The 22,633-nt window shown below is 37.0% G+C and carries 18 protein-coding genes and 1 pseudogene; 14 read left to right on the top strand and 5 right to left on the bottom strand.

Annotated elements, in window-relative coordinates:
- Positions 1-205: 205 nt before the first annotated feature.
- The 5 genes from BLV00_RS13050 to BLV00_RS13035 form a co-directional block, all read right to left on the bottom strand.
- Positions 206-511, bottom strand: coding sequence for a MerR family transcriptional regulator (locus BLV00_RS13050; protein WP_093045424.1), 306 nt, complete (start codon positions 509-511; stop codon positions 206-208).
- A 125-nt stretch (positions 512-636) separates the two neighbouring features.
- The gene (gene fbpA, locus BLV00_RS21705; protein ID WP_143030723.1) at positions 637-798 is read right to left on the bottom strand and encodes a Fur-regulated basic protein FbpA; all 162 of its coding nucleotides are present in this window, start codon (positions 796-798) and stop codon (positions 637-639) included.
- A gap of 35 nt (positions 799-833) precedes the next feature.
- Positions 834-1,523 carry an LrgB family protein gene (locus BLV00_RS13045; RefSeq protein ID WP_093045423.1) on the bottom strand — a complete coding sequence of 230 codons (690 nt, stop codon included), beginning with the start codon at positions 1,521-1,523 and terminating at the stop codon, positions 834-836.
- A complete protein-coding gene (locus BLV00_RS13040; RefSeq protein ID WP_093045422.1) occupies positions 1,520-1,879 on the bottom strand; it encodes a CidA/LrgA family protein in 360 nt (119 codons plus the stop codon). The genes BLV00_RS13045 and BLV00_RS13040 overlap by 4 nt, the downstream gene beginning before the upstream one ends.
- A 555-nt stretch (positions 1,880-2,434) precedes the next feature.
- Positions 2,435-3,637 carry an IS110 family RNA-guided transposase gene (locus tag BLV00_RS13035; protein WP_093045421.1) on the bottom strand — a complete coding sequence of 401 codons (1,203 nt, stop codon included), beginning with the start codon at positions 3,635-3,637 and terminating at the stop codon, positions 2,435-2,437.
- A 318-nt stretch (positions 3,638-3,955) separates the two neighbouring features.
- On the opposite strand from BLV00_RS13035, the gene BLV00_RS13030 reads away from it, so the two are divergent.
- From BLV00_RS13030 to BLV00_RS12965, 14 genes and pseudogenes are all read left to right on the top strand, one after another.
- Entirely contained in the window at positions 3,956-5,209 is a 1,254-nt protein-coding gene (locus BLV00_RS13030) for an aminopeptidase (protein WP_093045420.1), read from the top strand.
- Between the two features lie 419 nt (positions 5,210-5,628).
- Positions 5,629-6,123 carry a DinB family protein gene (locus BLV00_RS13025; protein WP_093045419.1) on the top strand — a complete coding sequence of 165 codons (495 nt, stop codon included), beginning with the start codon at positions 5,629-5,631 and terminating at the stop codon, positions 6,121-6,123.
- 188 nt (positions 6,124-6,311) lie between these two features.
- Positions 6,312-6,635: a nucleotidyltransferase family protein gene (locus tag BLV00_RS13020; protein WP_218131907.1), complete on the top strand. Its 324-nt coding sequence runs from the start codon at positions 6,312-6,314 to the stop codon at positions 6,633-6,635.
- Positions 6,611-7,007 (top strand): annotated as a pseudogene (locus BLV00_RS22765) (HI0074 family nucleotidyltransferase substrate-binding subunit). The gene BLV00_RS13020 and the pseudogene BLV00_RS22765 overlap by 25 nt, the downstream one beginning before the upstream one ends.
- A gap of 806 nt (positions 7,008-7,813) precedes the next feature.
- Entirely contained in the window at positions 7,814-8,677 is an 864-nt protein-coding gene (locus tag BLV00_RS13010; protein WP_093045417.1) for a MurR/RpiR family transcriptional regulator, read from the top strand.
- 204 nt (positions 8,678-8,881) lie between these two features.
- On the top strand, positions 8,882-9,808 hold the full coding sequence (locus tag BLV00_RS13005) for a proline dehydrogenase family protein (RefSeq protein ID WP_425441682.1): 927 nt from the start codon (positions 8,882-8,884) through the stop codon (positions 9,806-9,808).
- A gap of 1 nt (position 9,809) precedes the next feature.
- Complete coding sequence (pruA, locus tag BLV00_RS13000) at positions 9,810-11,387, top strand: L-glutamate gamma-semialdehyde dehydrogenase (RefSeq protein ID WP_093045416.1); 1,578 nt, start codon at positions 9,810-9,812, stop codon at positions 11,385-11,387.
- 477 nt (positions 11,388-11,864) lie between these two features.
- Positions 11,865-13,340, top strand: a complete 1,476-nt coding sequence (gene putP, locus BLV00_RS12995; RefSeq protein WP_093045415.1) for a sodium/proline symporter PutP — start codon at positions 11,865-11,867, stop codon at positions 13,338-13,340.
- Between the two features lie 416 nt (positions 13,341-13,756).
- Positions 13,757-14,809, top strand: coding sequence for a proline racemase family protein (locus BLV00_RS12990; protein ID WP_093045414.1), 1,053 nt, complete (start codon positions 13,757-13,759; stop codon positions 14,807-14,809).
- An 89-nt stretch (positions 14,810-14,898) separates the two neighbouring features.
- Positions 14,899-15,867, top strand: a complete 969-nt coding sequence (locus BLV00_RS12985) for an ornithine cyclodeaminase family protein (protein WP_093045413.1) — start codon at positions 14,899-14,901, stop codon at positions 15,865-15,867.
- Positions 15,868-16,661: 794 nt separating this feature from the next.
- Positions 16,662-17,786: a tyramine oxidase subunit B gene (locus BLV00_RS12980; RefSeq protein ID WP_093045412.1), complete on the top strand. Its 1,125-nt coding sequence runs from the start codon at positions 16,662-16,664 to the stop codon at positions 17,784-17,786.
- 623 nt (positions 17,787-18,409) lie between these two features.
- Positions 18,410-19,900, top strand: a complete 1,491-nt coding sequence (locus BLV00_RS12975; RefSeq protein ID WP_093045411.1) for an aldehyde dehydrogenase family protein — start codon at positions 18,410-18,412, stop codon at positions 19,898-19,900.
- A gap of 64 nt (positions 19,901-19,964) precedes the next feature.
- A complete protein-coding gene (gene dapA, locus BLV00_RS12970) occupies positions 19,965-20,867 on the top strand; it encodes a 4-hydroxy-tetrahydrodipicolinate synthase (RefSeq protein WP_093045410.1) in 903 nt (300 codons plus the stop codon).
- 36 nt (positions 20,868-20,903) lie between these two features.
- Positions 20,904-22,295: a flavin monoamine oxidase family protein gene (locus BLV00_RS12965; protein WP_093045409.1), complete on the top strand. Its 1,392-nt coding sequence runs from the start codon at positions 20,904-20,906 to the stop codon at positions 22,293-22,295.
- The last annotated feature ends 338 nt before the right edge of the window (positions 22,296-22,633 follow it).

The raw sequence follows: 22,633 nt of genomic DNA, 5'->3' as shown, positions 1-22,633 counted from the left end.
TTGAAGAAGCCGGAGATACTCAATCATATCTCCAGCTTTTATTTCACATAAATCGCTAGTAAATCTTCTTTCCATCATTACTCATACTCTAACACAAAAATTCTGCCTTACTTTTCCCACGTCGGGCGGGCAGTAGATGGAGACGCTATAAATATGATATAATGGAACTACATTAGCACTTTTCTTCCTAGTTCAGCCTATTCTTTTATCGTAACTTCTTAAAGTGGGCGTTCAATTGACCACGGAGCATTTCATCGCGAATATCAGTGTCTTTCTTTTTGTTGATCATATCTTTTCTGATTTCATTTGTTTGAACTCCATCTTCTCGCTTATCAGCAATCTTCATAAGAATTTCAATATCTGAAAAGGAATATCTTCTTGTACCTCGTTTTGTTCTTTTAGGATAAATCAATCCACGTTCCTCATAATAACGGATTTGACGTTCAGATAAACCCGTTAATTCGTTAACAGTACCAATTGTTATTACTTTGTTGTCTTTATAAGAAGTCACTATATTTTCTCCTCTCCATCTTCTATGTTCACCTAAAGAACTGCTGTATGTGCTGGTTGTAATAATATATAAGAATAAACTTTCACTTTGGAATCTTCAAGATTTGTAGTATTCAAATTGGAAGGCTAATTATGAAGGTTATAAAACTTATACATATTTTCAAGTTCGCTTAAGGTAAGCGATGAAATGTCTTCATCAGAAACAATTAACAATCCTGCCTCTTGAAGTTCTTGAATATAGAAATTCTTCAATTCTTCTACAGCTTCTCGAAGATAACTTTTTCTCATGTTCCACCTCTATTTTAGTAACAATGATTTGTTATTCACGTAAAGTATGAAAAGACTGGCACCAAAACAGAAAGAAATAATGCTGATATAGTCATCGCAATACTTCCCATTGCACCTTCTTCTTCACCCCAAACAAGGGAGCGAGTTGCACCGAGCATCTGTGCTGAGGTACCCATTGCTAATCCTTTTGCTGATTTACTTCTTATACCGAGTTTATTTAATAATTTCGGACCAATTGTTAAAGAGATGAGGGCTGATATTACAACAAATAATACAGTAGTTGAGCTCAACCCTCCAAGACCACTGGATACGGTCAATGCTATAGGAAGGGTTACTGATCTTGGAATTAGTGAGGCTAACAGTTGTTCCTGCAAATGAAAAATTTGGGACATTCCTAGGACAGTTATCACCCCTAACGATGTGCCACATATTACACCAATAAAAATTTTCTTGTAGTTTTTCTTTAGAAAAGACCATTGTTTGTAAAGTGGAACCGCTAATGTCACTACAGCAAACTGCAATAGGTAATTAAAGATGGTACTCCCTTCCTTATAGCTATCCACCTGTATGGGACAAACAAGTATCAAAAGAATAAGAAGGAAAGAAGCTGTGTATAAAGGATTTAACCAACCTTTTTTGTATTTTAGATAAAATTTTAGACAGATATAGTAACAAACGATAGTAGTAACTAAGCAAAGAAGAACATTTCCGATAAACATTGTCATTTAACATCTCTCCTTTTTTCAATCCATTCAACAGCAAATGCTGTACCTAATAAACAGCAAATACTACTTACAATTAAAATAATCAAAACGTTCCAATGTAGAATTTCAAGAAAGGCTGATGATAAAAAGAGACCTGTAATTGGTGGAATAAATAGTATGGTAAGGTGCTTTAATTGAAAGGAAGATGCTCTTTCAATCCATTCTAATTTTATGATCCCGGTTAGAAGAAAGACGAAAAGGAGAAGCAAACCAATAACACTTCCAGGTACAGGAATGTGAAATGCCTTGGCAATCCCGGACCCAAGTAGGAGGAAGCCTATAATTGTAAATAACTGTAAAAACCACCTAGTTTTCACTTTTTCCCTCCATCCATTTAATTGTTAATTTTAGCTTAAAGCACTTAATGCCGATTGTCAGTAAACTTGTAAGAAAATCTAACGCATTTTTTGCAATTTTCCTTAAAGATACGTAAGGAATTATTACAATAGTCTATTACCGTTTGGGCGACAATCAATATTGGTGGGAATATAATTTCTAACTAGGGTAGGAATTAAAAATAGAAGGCGATACGACTGTACATTATATAAAAGATGATAAATTACAAAATAATTAAGTGAAAAGCGAATAAAGTTGAATATCCAATTGGTTATGAAGGAAATGAGGCTTTATCTAATGACGAGTTGATTAAAATTGCTTCTTCTATAATCAATAAATAAAAAGATTCTTATTAAGCTAACGGGTGCGTTAGTTTAAGATCTACTCGAGTATATCTCGAACTCAAGTCTTACAGAAAAGACCAGCTATAAAATGTCAAGCAACAAAATAGATGTTTTTTTTGCATTTACTGAAATTAAAATTGGCATGCCAAATAAACCTCACTTATGTATTTATTAAAATTGCTATAAGCAATTTTAATTATCATTGGTTTGAGGGCGTGGTACATAGGGCTTTTGATCTCTCAAAATGGCAAATATAATGTGTGTCAATTTACGAGCTACAGCTCCTACGGCAGTACCGTGAGCTTTTCCACGTTCTCTTAACTTTTGATAATAAAGGGATAGGGCAGGATCTTTAAAGCTAGCCACAAATGCTGCTTGCCATATCGCACGTCTAAGGTATGGGGATCCTCTTTTGGAAAGCTTCGTTTTAGATCCATTAAACTCACCGGATTGGTGCACGGAAGCATCCAGGCCTGCAAAGGCAACTAATTGTTTTGGATGTTCGAAGCGATCAATGGAACCAACTTCACCTAAAATGACTGCCGCCGTGACGTCATTTACGCCTGTTATGGTTGTTAAATAATGATGTTGACGGTCCGAGAGCTCCTTTAATTCTTTTTCTATTTGAGCCAATTGTTTTTCAAATAGAGCTATTTGTTCCAGTAGAAGATGGATCTGCATTTTAAATGCATCTGTACCTATGGAAATACCAAAGGTATTTTGGGCACTTTCTTTCAATTGTTCAGCTTTCCAACGAGCTCTTGTAACCCCATACCGTCCCTTACTGACACGGTAAAGTACATCTGCCAGTTTGTCTGTATCAATCTCTAAAAGGTCTTCGGGTAGTGTGTAGTTTAAAAGAATTTCTGTGGAAGATAGTCCGAAAACATCAGAAAACACTTGTTCATATTCAGGGAAAACCTGATCTAGTAAAGCAATGATTTTACGCTTAACGTCTGAGCTTTGGTCTACCAATGCATAACGCAGCCTCTCGAGGTGTCTAAGCTGAAGGAGATCTTCTTGAACGAAAGGAGTCGCTTCTGGAGAATCAATGCGAATCACTTGAGCAATTAAGTACGCATCTTTCATATCTGTTTTAGTTTTGCGAATATAAAAATTACGGAGTGCATCCGATTGCATAGGATTGAAAGACGTCACTTTGTATCCAAGTTGATGAAGGAATGAAAAGAGAGATAACCAATAGTGACCCGTGGCTTCCATCCCACAAGCACAATCATCAGGTGTCACCTGGTGTTGATTTAAGAAGGTAAGAAGCTTGTCACTACCCTTTTTGGAATTAGCAAAACGAATAGTTTTCCCAATAGGATTCCCACTTTCATCGATTAAACCAGCTTCATGATGACGTTTTCCAACATCAATGCCAAGATAAATCATCAACAATACCACCCACAAAATATTAATCAGATGAAAGGAAGCCTCTTACCTTTATAGATACTCAACCTCGTTCGATATACGGCAACGATGTACCATCCAGCTCATACGAATAGTTCTATAAAGAAAGAGGTGTCAGTCTTTAGCACGAAGACAATGCTTCAAGGGGGCAGAGCGACAACCTCAATCTGATTTAACCCCATTATACCTTCGGCTAGAGGTATGATGGATTTAAAACCAGAAATAATCTGGTTAATAATAATATACGAGGGGGCATTTCTTGAATAAACATATACAAGAACATCACAGGGGAGATATTAAATGATTAAAGGAATATATGAATTTATAAGTGAAGCACAGTTAAAAAAGTATGCAGAACTTGCTGTACGAGCTGGTGTAAATCTGCAAAAAAATCAATTATTGATTATTCATAGTGATATACAAAATGCTACGTTTGCCCGTCTAATCCAAACAGTAGCCTACGAGGCAGGAGCTTCAAATGTATTTATAGATTGGACAGATGAACAGTCTACCAAAGAATTTTACTTAAATGCAGCAGATAGTGTTATCGATCACTTTCCTGATTGGCAGGCTGCCCGCTTTAAGGAGTGGGACGATGCAGGTGCTGCTTACATCCATATTATTTCTGAAAACTTAGATGTCTTTAAGGGGGTTTCCCCAGAACGGATCAGCCGCTTTCAAAAGGTCTCCCGCACCAAGTTGGAGTGTTATTATGCAAAGATTATGTCCCACGAGGTACGCTGGTGTCTTCTAGCTGTCCCGTCCTTCGCATGGGCCACGAAAGTATTTCCTCACGTAAGTAAAGAAGAAGCCGTGCAATCGTTATGGCAAGCCATCTTACGTGGAGCGCGGGCAGATGGAACAAATCCTACCATAGACTGGGAGAATCATGACCGCGCCTTCGAGTCCCGGAAAACGTTTCTAAACGATTGCCAGTTTGACAACCTGCATTTTACCAATAGCCGAGGAACGGATTTAGTCATCGGCATCCCTAACAATCATGTCTTTATCGGTGGGGGTGTCATAGATAAAAATGGAATACCTTTCTTTCCGAACATTCCTACGGAAGAAATATTTACTGCTCCCCATAAAAATAAGGTGAATGGCAAATTGGTAGGTACTAAACCTCTTATCTATGGGGGAAGTGTCATTGATGAATTTTATCTAATTTTTAAAGATGGACGGATTACCGACTATTATGCCGCAAAGGGACAGGGAGTGTTACAAAATCTCATCGAAACAGATGAAGGTTCACATTATCTAGGTGAAATTGCCTTGGTCTCTAATAAATCTCCTCTTGCTCAGGCAGATACTCTTTTTTACAATACCTTGTTTGATGAAAATACGTCCTGTCATATTGGAATCGGAAATGCATCTCCTTCCAATATTCAAAATGGCATTGACCAATCTGAGGAAGAGTTGAAGGCAGCGGGTCTGAATACTTCACTTTTGTCAGTCAATGTGACCTTTGGTACCGAAGATATGAAAGTAGTGGGCATTAAAGAAGGTGGAACTGAAGTCCTGCTAATGAAGGATGGGGATTTCCAATTCTAAATCGTCTACAACTTAAAAACAGAGAAAACTGATTTATGGTGGATTATACTTAGTGCTAGTTATAGTGAAAACAAACTGGGCAGCATTCCTGTACCAAATGAAGATTATGGGTTATGTTTGTGAAAGAATGTACTTAAATAAACGGGTGCTAAAGTGAAATAACAGTAGATGTATCTCGAATTCGAGTCTTCCGTAAACGGGTGCGATTATTCAATAAGAATAGTTGCCTTTTTTATCTTAAGAATCGTGCAGGAAAATGGAAAAACACATTGAATATTTTGGTAAGTGGGTATTTAAAATACAATTATTTTTATTTGTGATTACTCGATATCGTGTTGTGTCGTCATATGCCATCTTATTCCTTGGAGAATTCTGTATGATTTTATTTATTAAAGGGATTAAATTGGAGGGAATAGAAAATGGAGGTAAAAACACTTTTGCTACAACAATGGGCAAGCTGCTTAGATGAAGAAGACTGGTTTCCACCACTTGAAAAAGTGCTAGAGGATATTACTTTTGAACAGGCAATTTGGAAACCAGCTAATGGGACAATGAATTCCATTTGGGAATTAGTTAGTCATTTACTTTTCTATGAAAAGAGATATCTGATGCGATTTCTTGGTGAAACAGCGAATGAACCACAGGCAGAAAATAATGAATCTACATTTCGATTACCAACTGAGACGGTAGAAAATTGGAAGGAAACAAAACAAGAATACTTTTATGTTCATCGTGAACTTGAAACAATTCTAGCAAAATCAAACCATGCAGATTTGTATAGAAAGGTTCCAGGTGAAAATAATTCATTAGTGCTTGAATTGAAGAGTTTAGCAATGCACGACGCATATCATATTGGGCAAATTGTATTCCTTAGTAAAATGCAAGGAGCTTGGGCAGGGAAACGCAGCTTTTAAAAAAGCTTCATTAGCTTTACAGTTTTTCCATTATAGGGGCTTATCTACAATATAATGCAAGTCACATTTAGGTTTTGGTGTAGTTAATAATGGCCCTGGCAGCAATCGAAGATTGGGGGAAGTGGAGAAGGAAAAACCATCAAAGATGTACATATGCTATAATGGGACAAAAAAGAGGAAGGGATATTATGGGGTGTCCTGCAGATTTACGGGAGCAAATTTTAGAACAACTAAAATCGATATTGAATGAACAACTCGTCAAGGAAAAAGCGCGTGTTTACTTATTTGGTTCTTGGGCTCGACAGGAAGAAAAACATAGTTCGGATATTGACATCGCTATTGACTCCCACTCCCCGATCTCTCCTTTTAAATGGAATGAACTGATCGAGCAAATCGAAGAGTCTACCATTCCTTACAAGGTAGATGTGGTGGATTTACATGATGCCAAAGAATCTCTAGTCCAACAAGTGAAAGAGGAGGGGATTTTATGGAAAGATTACACCAACGATTAGAAGCAGCAGAAAAAGCGTTGGCTTCCTTTGAAAAGCTAGCTACCCTTAAAAACCCGAATGATGTGGAAAGAGATGCAGCGATTCAACGATTTGAATTCTCTTTCGAGGCCAGTTGGAAAGCGGCTAAGCAATATTTATATGACATAGAAGGAGTGGATGTCGGCTCTCCGAAGAGCGTCATTCGCAGTTGCAGGGAGCAACTTGTTGGAGGATGAGGAGGCCGTTCTGGCTTTGGAAATGGTCAACGATCGTAATTTGACAGTCCATACCTATAATGAAGAAGTGGCCATAAAAATCCACAAAAATTTGTCCCGGTATAATGACCTTCTCCATCAATGGGTTGAACGGATGAATGGTAAAGTGATGGAATAGCCATTAAAAGATAAAGCCCCAGACGTTAGCAACTACTTCTAGTTTGTGAACCGAATATTATAAAAAAGCATTAGCCCAAACAGTTAAAGAGCCATTTCTTTTAGTCTGAAATCTAGGAGAATTTTTGGTGACTGGATTATGACTGGATACTGTTCATAAAGTATTAAAACTTATTGTGTAATCAATTTGCTTGCTAACGGAAACCTTGTGATAATAAGGTTCTACAGAACTTAATATTATCCTATTAACTAAGCGAGTGAATGGGCGGCATGATGTAATAACGCCCAAAACCTTGTTGTGAAGGGGTTTATGACCTAATGTCATACCTGATTGACATACTTTTTGTCATTCAATATATATAAAAATATATTTTTGCTAGCCTCTCATTGGTTCATAAAACTTTTGAGAGGCTTTTTCTTGTGTGTTTTATATTTGTTAAAAAAGTATTATTTCCGGCGCAATTGCTCTGGCCTAGTTTAGTAAAATGAATATCTGGAGGATTCAGCTTATGAGTTGTTTTCCGAGTGGTCCTCATTCACTACTCATACACTTGTTGTATTGTTTGTTATAATTGGTTTGGCAGGGCTAACTATTTTATGGAGGAACTTCTTTGTTTAAGGGTGTTGGAACCAAAATCGGAAATATGATATTAATCTCTCATAGAATATAGTTATCGGTCATTGTTTATAATAAAAATAAATAGATTTAAATATGGGATATACCAATCAAGTTGGAATTCTGCAGTTATAAATCGTTAATATCAACTTGTTGTTAAATCTAAACTTATATATAAAGGGTATGGTTAAATGGGAAAATATAAAGAAAATATACTAGATTATATAATTTCTAATAAAAGTAGATTGACTAAAAAACAACAGTTATTATGTGATTATGTATTGGAAAATCACAAAGATATTGGACTAATGACGGTGAAAGAGTTAGCAGAAAAGGCGAATGTTGGAAAAACCACGGTGTTAAGATTTGTACAGGAATTAGGATATGATAGTTTTTTTGAGCTTAAAAAGGAGTTTCATGAGGTTCAAAAAGACTACTCGGATAAGTGGGAAAATGTACAACATTCTTTTCTCGAAGTTCAAGGAGATAATGTTAATAAAACGTTATATAGTGTATGGCAAGAAGTGTTAAAGGTGATGGATAATTCATTAAATCCTCAACTGTTAGAGAATTTTGAAACAGCTATAGAATTATTAGAGAATGCTAAGACCATTAACTTGCTTGGCTCACGCCCATACAGAGCGATAGCTATTTATACTGAAGCCCTTATTGGTGAATTTGACTCTAGGGTAAGACAATTAAGTCATGATGGTGATGCTATCATAGACCGTGTACTTCAGTTTGATGAAGATGATGTTTTAGTAATTTTCACATTCTCTCCTTATTCACAACGTGATATTGATGCAGCTGAATTAGCCTATCAGCAAAATGCTTCTATAATATTAATTACAGATTATTTATCATGCCCAATAACGAGTAAAGCTAACGTGGTGTTAAAGCTTGAATCGAGTGATCGATATTATACTCTTGTTCCGATGCTCGGTTTGGTAGAAGCTATGGTTATAGAATTAGGCAGAAGACAGTCTGGAAATTCTGTAAGAAGAATTAAAAAGTTGGTAAATACGTTAAGAGAAAAAAATTATATAACCGATTAAAGGGTCCCAAAACCTCTATCTAAAGAAAAAAGATAGAGGTTTTTTAAATTCAAAAAAGGAACAAAAGGTCCTTTTTTTAAAAAAAAGGGTTGAATTAATTCAATATTGTGATAATATATACCTCAAGTAAACGCTTACAACCTTGCTTCTAAGGAGGGATTCTTTCAAAAGGAATAAAATCTAAAAAAAGGAGTGTTGAATAAAGTGGAGGCTCTTTTAAGTAAAACCTTTCAAAACCTTTCAAAAAATTCTATAGCCAACAAGATGGCTAAGAAATATGGTCTCCGGTTTGGTGCCAAGAGGTTTGTTGCCGGGAGTAATTTGGAGCAAGCAGTTGATTGCGTAAGAGAGTTAAATAGCAATGGTATGTTAGCGATGTTAAATTATTTGGGGGAATTTACTAACAGCAAAACAAGCGCTGCGGAAACTACCGAAGATCTATTGAGGACACTTGATGCAATAAAAGATCATCAATTGAACTGTTATTTATCCATTAAGCTAACCTCTATTGGTCTGGAAATAGGTGAAGATGTTTGCTCAGAGAATTTGCAAAGGATATTGGATAAGTCAGAAGCTACAGATACGTTTGTTAGGTTGGAGATGGAGGATTATTCAAATTGTCAGAAGACTTTAGACATCTTTAAGGAAATGAAAACAAAATATAGAAATATTGGTACTGTTGTTCAAGCTTACCTGTATAGAACAGAGAACGATATAAATGATTTAAATAATTATAATGCCAACTTGAGATTGGTTAAGGGAGCTTACAATGAGTCATCCGAAGTTGCTTACCCCAATAAAGCAGATGTAGATAAAAATTATAAAAATATTATTACTACACATTTGTTAAACGGAAACTATGCAGGAATAGCGACTCACGATGATGATGCGATAAGGCATACTATTCGTGTAGCAGAGCGGAATGAGATTCCAAAGAATAACTTTGAGTTTCAAATGCTTCATGGTATTCGCCCAGAGTTACAAAAACAATTAAGAGATGAAGGTTATAAAGTCCGTGTTTACTTACCGTTCGGCAACGAATGGTTCGGTTATTTTATGCGACGACTTGCTGAAAGGCCGGAAAATTTAACATTTGTTGTGAAAAATACATTTAAAAAGGGAGCTGTATAGTATGGTACAAACTTTAGACTCTTTGAAGATTGAATATTTTGAAAATATTAATAATACTGATTTTAAAGATCCAAAGGAACAAGAAAAGCTTCAGAAGGAAATTGATAAGCTGAGGCAGCAAGGTTTAGCGAAAGAACACCCAGTAGTAATTGATGGGAAAGAGTATTATACCGAGGATAAAATTGTCTCAACTAATCCAGGAAAAAAAGATGAAGTAATTGGATATGCCAGTAAAGCAGATAAGGAGCTTGCAGAAAAGGCATTAATAAAGGCTACAGAGACATTTGAAAGCTGGAAAAAAGTAGCACCTAGAGATCGAGCAGAATACTTATTTCGTACAGCGGAATTAATGCAAGAGCGAAGGCATGAATTTTCAGCACTTCTAATTCTTGAAGCAGGAAAAAATTATGAAGAAGCAGATGCTGAAGTTTCAGAAGCTATAGATTTTATGAATTTTTATGCTCGTTCGATGATTCAACTGGAAGATGATACGCATTATTTAAAAAGAGTTCCTGGGGAAAAAAATCATCTTAAATACATTCCGCTTGGTGTCGGGTTTATTGTCCCACCTTGGAACTTTCCATTAGCTATTACTACTGGCCTTACTGTTTCTGCGGTGGTTACTGGAAATACAGTACTATTAAAGCCGGCTTCTTATACACCGCTTATAGCCTATAAGTTTTTTGAGCTTATTAATGAAGCGGGTTTACCTAAGGGAGTTATTAATTTTATTACTGGTGATTCGAAAGAATTTGGAGACTTTATTACTGGACATCGTCTTACTCGTTTTATTAGCTTTACGGGCTCTAAAGATGTCGGTCTTCGCATCAATGAGATTGCTGGTCGAACTGCAGAAGGTCAAATATGGATCAAGCGTGTGAATGCTGAAATGGGTGGTAAGGATGGAATTGTGATTGATGAGACCGCAGATTTGGATAAAGCAGCTCAATCAATTATAACCTCAGGCTTCACCTTCCAAGGACAAAAATGTTCTGCAGGTTCTAGAGTAATAGTTGTTGAAGAAGTTTATGATGAGCTTTTGGATAAAGTCATAGAAATAGCAAAAAAACTGTCAGTTGGTAATGGTGAAGAAAATCACGACGTAGGGCCAGTAATTCACGAAAAGGCTTATAACGAAATTCTAGACTATATTGAAATTGGTAAACAAGAAGCTGCACTTAAATTAGGTGGTGACACTCCGTCTGAAGAGGGATATTATATTAACCCTACAATTTTTGGAGATGTGGATCCAAATTCTCGTATTATGCAGGAAGAGATCTTCGGACCGGTTATCGCTTTTGCAAAAGCAAAAGATTGGGAAGAAGGGATTGAGATATACAATAATACGGACTATGGATTGACCGGCGGTTTCTTCTCATCCAAACAGGATCGCCTGGATGCAGCAGTTGAACGTATGCATTGTGGCAACCTTTATTTGAACCGTGATATTACAGGAGCTCTAGTAGGGGTACACCCATTTGGTGGTTTTAACCTTTCTGGTACAGACTCCAAAGCTGGCAGCTATGAATACTTGAAATTGTTCAGCCAAGGAAAAACGTATACGCAAGCAGACGAATAAAATCATGTCTCCTTCCTCTCCTACAAACTCTAGGAGAGGAAGGAGACCAAATTGTATTTACCACATGACAGAGCCTACTTAGTCTATCCACCTTATGTTCCGCTCACCCCTTTACAGCCCAAATATATGGGTTTGATTAATGAATATTAAATTAAAGCGTTCTCAATTAATATAATCGAGGAATCTTATACCACATATACAATTTTGAAAAGGTTGTAACAGCTTTTCATTGTCTATTGTTAGATGAAGTTTCTTTCTGCTTACCTCTCTTTCGTTCACTGTAATTTTATAACAAAAATTGAAAGGTAGTGAAATTTATGTTTACAACTGGCACATTACTAGTTTTATTTGTTCCTATGCCCTTGCTCATTATATTTTCAATAGTATCCGTTTTCAGTCATACAAATAAAGAAAAACAAAATAATTTATCAACTGAAAAAGAGAGGAAATTAGTATAGAAGGAGGCCTATGTGAAATATGAATTATATTTCTTTGGTTGTATTTGTCACCTATTTTGCGCTTTTACTATTAATTGGTTATTTAGCATATAGAAAAAGTAATAATTTTTCAGACTATATATTAGGCGGGAGAAAACTAGGTCCAGTTATTGGCGGAGTCAGTACGGGTGCTTCTGATATGAGTGGTTGGTTGTTATTAGCATTCCCTGGGGCAGTTTATGCTGGAGGAATTTCAAGTGGCGTTTGGCTGGCAGTCGGACTGGCAATTGGAGCTTATGTTAACTGGAGGTTCGTAGGTAATAAAATAAGGCAATTCAGTATAGTAGCCGGTGATTCTGAGACACTTCCTGAATTTTTAGAAAATCGTACACGTGATAGAACTAAAGCTATAAAAATTATTTCTTCATTGTTCATTCTGATTTTCTTTACTTTCTATGTTTCTTCGGGGCTAGTGGCAGGAGGATTGCTCTTTGAACAAACTTTTGGTATCTCGTACACTAAAGGTTTACTATTAATTGGTTTAGTTGTTTTAATTTACACTACTACAGGTGGATTTTTTGCGGTAACCTGGACGGATTTTCTTCAAGGAATAATTATGTTGTTTGCTGTAGTGATTGTTCCTATAGTGGCATTCACTGAGCTAGGAGGATGGAAATCTACCATATTCCAGGTGGGACATGTTTCAACCAACAATCTTGATGCCTTCTCAGGAATTACAATTTTGGGTGTTATCTCGGGGTTAGGCTGGGGTATACTTGGATACTTTGGTCAACCGCATGCCATTTTAAGATTCATGGCATTTAGTTCTTCAAAAGACGTCACTATCGGAAGGGCTGTTTATACTACATGGAATGTGGTAGCTATGTACGGTGCCATGTTTATTGGTATAGCAGGAATTGCTTTTTTTGCTAATAATCCCCTAAACGATCCAGAAGTAGTGTTTATTCAATTATCTCAATTGTTATTTAATCCATGGGTTACTGGTTTGTTATTAGTTGCCTTATTAGCTGCGGTAATGAGTACCGTAAGTACACAATTGTTAGTTTCAGCTACTGCTTTGGCTGAAGATTTGTATAAAGGTTTGTTTAGAAAGAAAGCTATTGAACGTGAACTTTTTTGGGTCATACGATTGGCAATTATAGTAGTTACCGGTGTAGCTCTACTAGTAGGTTTAGACCCCCAGTCGTCAATTTTAGGGTTAGTAAGTTATGCGTGGGCGGGTTTCGGTGCAGGGTTTGGTCCTTCCGTTTTACTAACACTGTTTTGGAAAGGAACCACTAGAAATGGAGTACTGGCTGGTATTATTGTGGGAGGTCTTACAGTTATATTTTGGAGCTTACTTTCCACTGCTGGCATTATCCCATTTGAACTATACGAACTTATACCGGGCTTCATTTTTTCCACTTTAGCTATCTTAATTTTTTCGAGGGTAGGTTCCCCGCCAACTAAAGAAATGAATAAAGAATTTGAGTTAGCGCAACAAACCAATATTTAACTTGGAGTTACATTTGGGTTATCACTCTTATTGGGGTGAGATATAAGAGTCTATGAACTTCAATATACACAGGGTAGTGTTAATTAATAATAGACAAACTGGAGATCGGCTGGCAATAATAAACGGCACTGTTTTAACAACATAAAACAGCAGCTGTTTCTGGAGTTGCTATGAGATTCTTTAAGAAAAAGTCTGAAGCAGTTAGCTTAATTGGGACTAGTTTAAAAGCGATATATACAACTTCTTGCGGCTATATCCAGTACTTTAGTTAAATCAGTTTACGTGTTTGATAGATCGCTTGAAAACATGGAAAAGTTCATACAAGAATTTCGGATAATTTCAAAAATTGGGCTAGATCATTGGAAAATAGAATGTGGTGATATTATAGTTCCCAATGAAAAAAGGAGTGTGAAAATATGAGTTTTAAAAGAATGATTCACGCTGTCGACACCCATTCCGGGGAGCCTATGCGTGTCATTACTGGAGGAGTTCCGAATATACCTGGAAAAACAGTTTTAGAGCAAAAGCGTTGGCTTGAAAAAAATGACGATCAGCTTCGAAAACTTATGTTAAGGGAACCAAGGGGATATCCTCCTCTTTGTTGTAACCTTATCGTGCCCCCGAAACATCCGAATGCAGATGCTGGTTACATTATAATGGAGCAGGTTGAGTACCCAGTAATGTCTGGTGGGAATACCATTGCAGTGGTTACAGTGTTATTAGAAACTGGAATGTTGCCTATGCATGAACCATTAACAGAACTAACACTAGAGGCTCCCGCTGGGCTTATTAACATTAAAGCAGGATGTTCAAATGGTAAAGTTACTAGCGTTACATTTAAGAATGTTCCAGCTTTTGCACCATATATAGACACAGAAATTAATGTGCCTCATTTAGGCAAAGTAAAGGTAGATGTTGGATGGGGTGGGATGTTCTATGTCATTGCTGACGTACGCCAGTTTAAGGGGCTGGAACTTATCCCTGAACATGGCCGTGAAATTGCTCGTATTTCCTCTATGATACGCAAAGCTGCTCAGGAACAATTACCTGTAGAACATCCTGATTATCCGGAAGTAGGTATTACCATTTCTCAGCTCTCTGGCCCATCTGCAAATTCTGAAGCAGATTGGAAGAATGCTGTTAACGTCGCTTCCGGAAGTCTTGATTGGGAGGAACCTTCTACATGGACAGGTGCTCTAGATCGGTGTCCTTGCGGGACTGGAACTAGTGCAAAAATGGCCACATTGTATGCTAAGGGTGAATTAAAATTAAATCAAGATTTCCGACACGAAGGGATTTTAGGGACAGTTTATAATGGTCGTCTTGTTGATGAGGTTAAAATTGGTGACTATAAAGCCGTCGTACCAGCTGTTAAAGGACAGGCGTGGATTACTGGATTTAACACTTATGTACTGGATCCAACGGATCCTTTTCCTAACGGATTCAGTATAGGAGATATATGGGCATAAGGGGTTTTTGAAAATTAGACTGAATATAAAACCTTGATGAACTTGTAAAATTTATATAAGTTAGACAATTTAAATCTAAGGAGGATATTATGCAACAAATTACAGAAGAACAAGTACAAAATATACTTGATATGGAATTGGTTCTCCCTGTTATAAAAGAGGCTTATGAAGATTGTGTTGAAGGAAAAATTTATGCAGGAAATCGTATTTTTATGCCTATTCGCGGTGAAAAAAATGTGGGACAATGGTTAGTCGCTAATTGTACGAACAAACCTTATTTCGGATCAAAATTCTCATCCGTTTTCCCTGGAAATTCAAAAAAAGGTTTGCCTAGTACAATCTCTAAAATCAGTTTATATTCAACTGAAACTGGCGAACTTCAAGCACTGATTGATGCGAACTATCTGACTGCCAACAAAACAAGCGGTAGTGCAGCAATCGCTACTGACTTAATGGCAAGAAAAGATGCCAACAAACTAGGGATTATCGGCTCAGGGCTCCAAGCGTTCTCTCAAGTATTGGCCATCCAAGAAATTCGACCTATTGAGGAACTTCACGTGTATGATATTAATCCTGGACGAATAGAAAGTTTTATTGAAAGAATTGAAAAGATTAAAAATCGGCCATATAAAATCATTGCGGCTAAAACGGCTGACGAGTGCGTGTCATCCTCTGATATTATCTGTACTTGTACTACCTCACACACTCCTGTTTTTAAAGGAAGTTCAGTCAAACCAGGTACACATATCAACGCGATTGGTTCCTTTACTTCTTTTATGCAGGAAATTGATACAGAAACAGTACTGAAATCGGATAAAGTAATTACGGAACACGTTGAGGGTTTATGGGAAGCCGCTGGCGATATTTTGATTCCATTCGAACAAGGAAAGATTACCAAAGATAAAGTATCAGGTACGGTGGGGGAGGTGCTAACTGGAAAAATAACAAAAAGAGAAAATGAGCAAGAAATCACTCTCTATGAAAGTGTCGGATCCGGTGTCTTAGATATCGCACTTTCTATTGCTGTTTACCATGAATTAGTGGAAGATGTGAAATAGCCATTTTTAAAAGTATTTATTCAAAAAGAAGCATTGTAATGTGATAGGGAGTAACATTTAGATAATTGAACCTATATTTAGATTCCATAAAAAAGTGTTTATCAGTTTGTCTTTAGGTCAAATGCTTACAGATGGACCAGAGGTGTATTAGCTGATGGTGAGGTAACTAGGGGGTGGAAAGCTGCCATATCCTAGACGGGACAAGTTTCCTCCAACAATCTTAATGTTTTTTGGGGCACTAATATGGAGAAGTATTAGATCATCTGCCGCCATTAATCCATTGAATTATACGAACTTGTTCCAGGATTCATTTTCTCATCTATAGTCATATTTATTTTTTCTAAAGTTGGTTCACTACCAACTAAAGAGATGAATGGAGAATTTGAATCATTGCAAAAAAGTGAAATAGAACTTAGGAGTGAGATATTAATGTGGATAATCACTACTTTTTCGGAATCAAATATAAGAATGTATGAATTCCAAACCAAAAATGAAGCAGAAAATGTTATGAAAAGAATTACGATTCCAAAAGTATTGACATTTATTGATTGAACCTAATCCCCATTTGTATTAAATGAATAATTAATAATATAAAACAGCTAATACTACTTACAGTATTCAGAAAAATCACAATAGTCTTGAAAACTATCAGTTGCTACATGTATATACCTACTATGTAGTAGTATTTAGGTTTTAATAGGTTCTTTTCTTAAGTAGTTACTTCTATTAACTTTATAAAGAATTTTTTTCGAATAAGAGGATTACAAATATAACTATAATTTGGAGGAGAAAATATGACTAATCAACAATTAGACTTTTTATTTTTAAGCGAGGAAGACATTATAGAAGCGGGGGCCCTAGACATGGCTCACTGTGTGGAAACTATTGATGAAACATTTAAAATTCTTGGTAAAGGTGATTATGTAATGGGGGGGCCTAGAGGGAATGATCATGGAATAATGCTATGGTTCCCCAAGAGTTCTCCATTCTCTAATATGCCTCTTAAAGGACCAGACCGTCGTTTTATGTCTCTCATTTCTTATCTTGGTGGTAATTTTAATGTCTGTGGGGAGAAATGGTATGGCTCTAATATAGAAAACCAAAAAAAAGGGTTGCCACGCTCTATTCACACGGTAACTTTAAATGATGCTGACACAGGCGCCCCTCTTGCGTTAATGTCTGGAAATTTGATTAGTGCCATGCGTACAGGGGCCGTTCCGGGAGTTGCTACAAAATACTTGGCCTCCAAAAATGCAAAAGTAGTAGGAGCTATTGGAGGAGGGGTTATAAATAGAGCTTGTATAGAAGCTATTATCACCTCACATCCAGCTATTGAAAAGATAACATTGTTTGATATTAACCTTGAAAAAGGAAAAGAAATTGCAAATCAATTAACCAATGAATTGGGAGTTGAAACAGTAGCGGCTGAAAGCATGCAAGAATGTGTTGAGGAATCAGATATTTTAACTGTTGCTACTTCAGGTCACCAAAAACCTCGGATTGAAAAAGAGTGGATAAAAGAGGGGGCGTTAATCACTCTTACAGGTGCTGTAGACTTTCCTGATGAAGTATTGACTGAAAATACAATTGTTGCAGATTTATGGGGAATGCATAAAGGATGGTTGCGAGATGGATTAGAACACGAGGAAGGAATAGATAGTATCTTGGATTGGGCAATGTCAGGACAATTATTGGAATTAGTGGAAAATAAAAAACTTAATGAGCAAAAAATAAAAGATCTGGGTGATATTGCTCTAGGGGAAACAAAAGGTAGAACCTCAGAGAAAGATATTATTATTTTTGTAACAGGAGGACTTCCTGTTGAGGATGCTGCATGGGGGTATAAAGTTTATCAAAATGCTAAAGAAAAAGAAATTGGTCAAAAATTAAAGTTATGGGATACTCCGCATTGGGCTTAGGTATGGTTTTTATTGTTTAAGATTAAAGCGGAGCAGGTAATCTGTAGCTACTATAGTGCTATTTCAAATACGACCATCTTCTCAACCGAGGTGGTCGCATATTTCCCCTACGGAAATTTTCATTAATTCTTCACAATGCAAGTGAATATTTTCACTAGAATATGAATGCTAGAAGATGGTTTTTATATAACAATAGTTTTTTTAATATAATTAAGAGGAGTGAGTAAAAGTGTATACAAGCGAGAAAATAAAAATGGAATTTGAAAAAGATATAATGAAGATTACAACCTTAGATACCATCTATAGTGTACTAAATAAGTAAGAATTGATTTCGAGTTGATACTTAAGTAATCTAGGAAGTTTAAAATTTAAAATTATTGTTTTTTTAAAAAAAAGTATTGGAAAGTTTAATTGAATAAATCCTCAGCACTTTAACTTTTGAGAATCCCATTTTCAAGGGATTCTTTTTTTATGTAAATTTTTCAAGGATTCACAACTAAAATGAAATGTAATATTCCCTTTTTAAAAAAAGGGTTTACATTAATTCATCGATTTGCTATATTAGTTTCAAACAAGTTTGAAAATTCTGTTCCTTAAATCAAAGAAAATGGGAGGTTAAAATAATGAAAGCTACTGGTTACGAGTTAAAGCCAAAGGTAAAAGAGTTCCTAAAAGAGGATATAGGGCTCTATATTAATGGGGAATACGTAAAAGCGGTTAGTGGAAAAACATTTGATGTTATTGACCCTGCAACAGAAGAATCATTTGCCCAAGTTAGTGAAGCGCAAGCCGAAGATGTGGATTTTGCGGTGAAAGCTGCAAGAAAAGCCTTTGATGATGGTGAATGGTCAAAAATGAAAGCGTTTCAAAGGTCACGTGTCATTTACAAGTTCGCAGATCTTTTGGAAGAAAATCGTGAGGAACTCGCCCAACTAGAGGCACTTGATAATGGTAAACCATATCAGGTTGCGTTAACAGATGACGTTGATGGATCCATTGAACACTTCAGATACTATGCAGGCTTCGCAACTAAGATACAAGGAAAAACAACGCAAGTATCGCCAGAGTATTTGAACTATACAGAGCATGAACCTGTTGGGGTTGTAGGCCAGATTATTCCATGGAATTTCCCACTTTTGATGGCTGCCTGGAAGCTTGGATCTGCCCTAGCTGTGGGCTGTACAGTTGTAATTAAACCTGCAAGTGAAACACCGCTTTCACTGCTTTATGCAGCTGAGCTTTTTAAAGAAGCTGGTTTTCCTGACGGTGTCGTTAACATTGTTCCTGGATCTGGGCGGGAAGCTGGTGAAGCTATTGTTACTCATGATTTAGTTGACAAAGTTTCATTTACTGGATCTACAGCTGTTGGAAAAGGGGTGATGAAAAAGTCTGCAGATCAAATCAAAAACGTTACGCTCGAGTTAGGTGGTAAGTCACCAACTATCATTTTAGAGGATGCAAACATAAATGAAGCTATTGAAGGTGCATTTAACGGTACGATGTATAATCATGGACAGAATTGCAGTGCTTGTACACGTGTTTATGTTCACCGTAAACATTATGATCAAGTAGTCAAAAAACTGGCGGATTATGTGAGTAACGTGAAATTAGGTCCAGGAATGGATTCAGATACAGACATGGGCCCACTTGTTTCAGCAAAACAAAAACAAACCGTTCTTGAGTATATTGAGAAAGGGAAAAATGAAGGTGCACGTCTCGTAGCAGGGGGCGAAAAAGCTTTTGATAAAGGTTATTTTGTGAAACCAACTATTTTTGCAGATGTTGAAGATAACATGATTATTGCACGAGAAGAAATCTTTGGTCCGGTAATGTCAGTTTTCGTATTTGATTCTGTAGAAGAAGTAATTAAAAGAGCAAATGATAGTATTTATGGCTTAGCGGCTAGTGTTTGGACAGAAAATATAAAAACTGGCCACTATATTGCCCGTAAACTACAAGCCGGGACAGTTTGGATAAATGATGTGGGGCTTGAGTGGGAGACAATGCCATTCGGCGGATACAAACAATCCGGCATTGGTCGTGAAATGGGAGGAGTGTATGGCCTGGAAAATTACACAGAAGTAAAAAGCGTGTATGTGAATATTGAACAATGAAAGAGCAGAGAAACAATGGAAATCTAATAGAATTCTTTAAACTTAAATTTTGAGGAGGATATATATGTATAAACCATTCGGAATGATCCCTGCTTTACCTACACCTATGAAAGAAGATAATAGTATTGACTACAAGGGCCTTGAACAACTTATCCAACATTTGATAGATGGAGGAATGCATTGTCTCTTAGTAGGAGGAAGTACTGGAGAGTACTCCCTAATGAGCATGGAAGAGCGAAAAGAAGTAATTCAGTTTGTGTGTGATACATCAAAAGGCAGGATACCTGTAATGGCGGGTACAGGATGTCATCGTACAGAAGATACTATTGAACTTACGAAATACGCAGCGGAAGCTGGTGCGGATTGCGCCTTGGTAATTAATCCATATTATATGACAACTAGTAGACAAGGCATTATTGATCATTACAAGGCTGTAGCAGAAAACTCAAGTATTGGAATCGTAATCTACCATTACCCAGATGCCACAGGTGTTGAACTGGACCCGGAACTAATTAATGAGATAAGTCAAATAGATGGAATTGTTGGTATTAAAAATACTGCGGATGGCGAGCATACTTCTAAACTTATTGCATTGACAAAAGACAATCCAGACTTCGCGGTACTTACTGGTTTTGAGCATTTAATTTTGCCTACCTTAGCAATAGGGGGACATGGTGCTGTTGGAGTAGCACACAACCTGGCTCCTAGAAAACTCGCAAAACTATATGACTTAGTCGTAAACGAGAACAACTTAAAAGAAGCAACTAAATTAAATCAAGATCTGCTGGATTTATATAATGCTATAGAAGAAGAGACTATTCCAGGTACAGTGAAGGCAGGGTTAGAAGCATTGGGGTTATCAGGAGGATCAAGTAGACTGCCACTGGTACCCGCTTCTGAAAACTACAAGTCAAGAATTGAAAACATATTAATTGAATTAGGGGAAATTAAGGTGCAACAACATTAATTAGGCGAATTATAGTAAGGATAGGGAGGAAGACCAATGAAAGATGTAATTATTATAGGCGGCGGACTTGCTGGTTTGTCTGCTGCCTGGCGCCTTAAGCACCATGATATTTTACTATTAGAATCTGATGATCGTGTTGGTGGGCGAGTACGCTCTGAACGCCGGGGAGATTATTGGTTAAATTGGGGCGGACATCTATATGCAGGAGAGGGTTCAGCTACAGATGAATTATTTAAATCTGTAGGTGTAACTGCACTACCTGTCCCTGGTAGCTTATCTGCCATGCATTTAAATGGCAAGTTGCTTTTAGGTGGCAGAGTTGAACTATACCCATTTAGGGTTCCTATGTCATGGAAATCTAGATTGGCGATGATACGCGCAGGGGCAAAAGTACGTGCAGCTGTTATCAAATATGGCCAAGTAGCAAAGAGACGGCCGGCTGAAGATTATAGAACTCAACAACAACGAGTTTTAGAATTTATGGATGATCAAACTTTTGCCGAATTTACAGGGGAATTACCACCAGACGCAGATGCAATTTTTAGACCTACTGTCAGCCGTTCAACTGGCAGTCCTGAAACAATGACAGCCGGATCAGGGGTAGGATATTTTCACACAGTATGGAATAAGAGTGGAGGATTATCGAGAAATATTGTTGGGGGGCCATCAACCCTGACGAATACGATAGCATCCACCTTAGGGGAACGTGTCCAATTAAAGGCAAAAGTGTTAGAAGTTATGCAAAAAGAAGACTCGGTCGTCGTCCACTATATTCAAGATGGCGTAAAGCATGTGGAGGAGGCACGTTATGCAGTACTTGCAACGCCTGCCCCAATCACAAAAAAAATAGCAGTAAACATTGATCCGGAAATCGCAGACGCACTTGATCAGGTTACCTACGGTCCGCATGTTAGCGCAGCATTTTTAACAAACGAAACCGACCCTCAAGTTTGGGATGATGTATATGCTTTTGCTACGCCTAAAAGGTCATTTGATATTATTCTTCATCAATCTAATCTAGTCCGTTCCATGGAAAATGAAAGGCAGCCAGGAAGTAGTTTTATGACATTTTCCCCGGGGGAAAGCGGGCGCCGTCTACTTGATAAATCTGAAGAGGAAATTATTCAAATTTATTTGAAAGAATTAAATGAAATATTCCCTGGTTTTAGTGATCATGTAGTGGAAGCTCAAGTAAACAAATTTCCTTTAGGATCCGCATATATTTTTCCAGGTCGTGCCGAACTACAACCTATTTTAACGAAATCTGCCGGGCGATTGTTCCTAGCAGGCGATTATTTAGGCAGCTATTATACGGAAACAGCTATTCAAACAGGATTCACGGCAGCACAAAATATTAATAGTTTACTGGAATTTGGGTTTACTGAATTTCAAAAAGAAAAGAAATTCCCTTCTGTGATTTCGAGTTAGTTAATTGGTTTTGAAAAGGGACACTGAAGTTTCCAAACCATCACCTTTTAATTCTATTAGAAAAAACATTGAAATCTAAATCCCTTTTATGATCTGCCGGGATAAGAAATGCTTCCCGGTATTAAAAAAACATTTTTCGTAAGCGTTTCCATTTCGAAAAAGGAAGAAATTGTTTGTCAAAGTTATATTTATTAAGGTTTTGTACTCTATCATCTAAAAGTTCAAAGGTTTCTCCTAATAGTGAATCATTACTTGTAAACGACGGGGGCAATGGGGGTTTCCAATCTATAAGTATATTAAGTTCTTTATAAGATTAATAGAATATAGGGAGGATGAAG

The sequence above is a fragment of the Thalassobacillus cyri genome (genome assembly GCF_900107755.1).
GTDB lineage: Bacteria > Bacillota > Bacilli > Bacillales > Halobacillaceae > Thalassobacillus > Thalassobacillus cyri.
The sequence above is the reverse complement of the archived record's forward strand: the minus strand, read 5'-3'. Positions and strand labels throughout refer to the sequence as shown.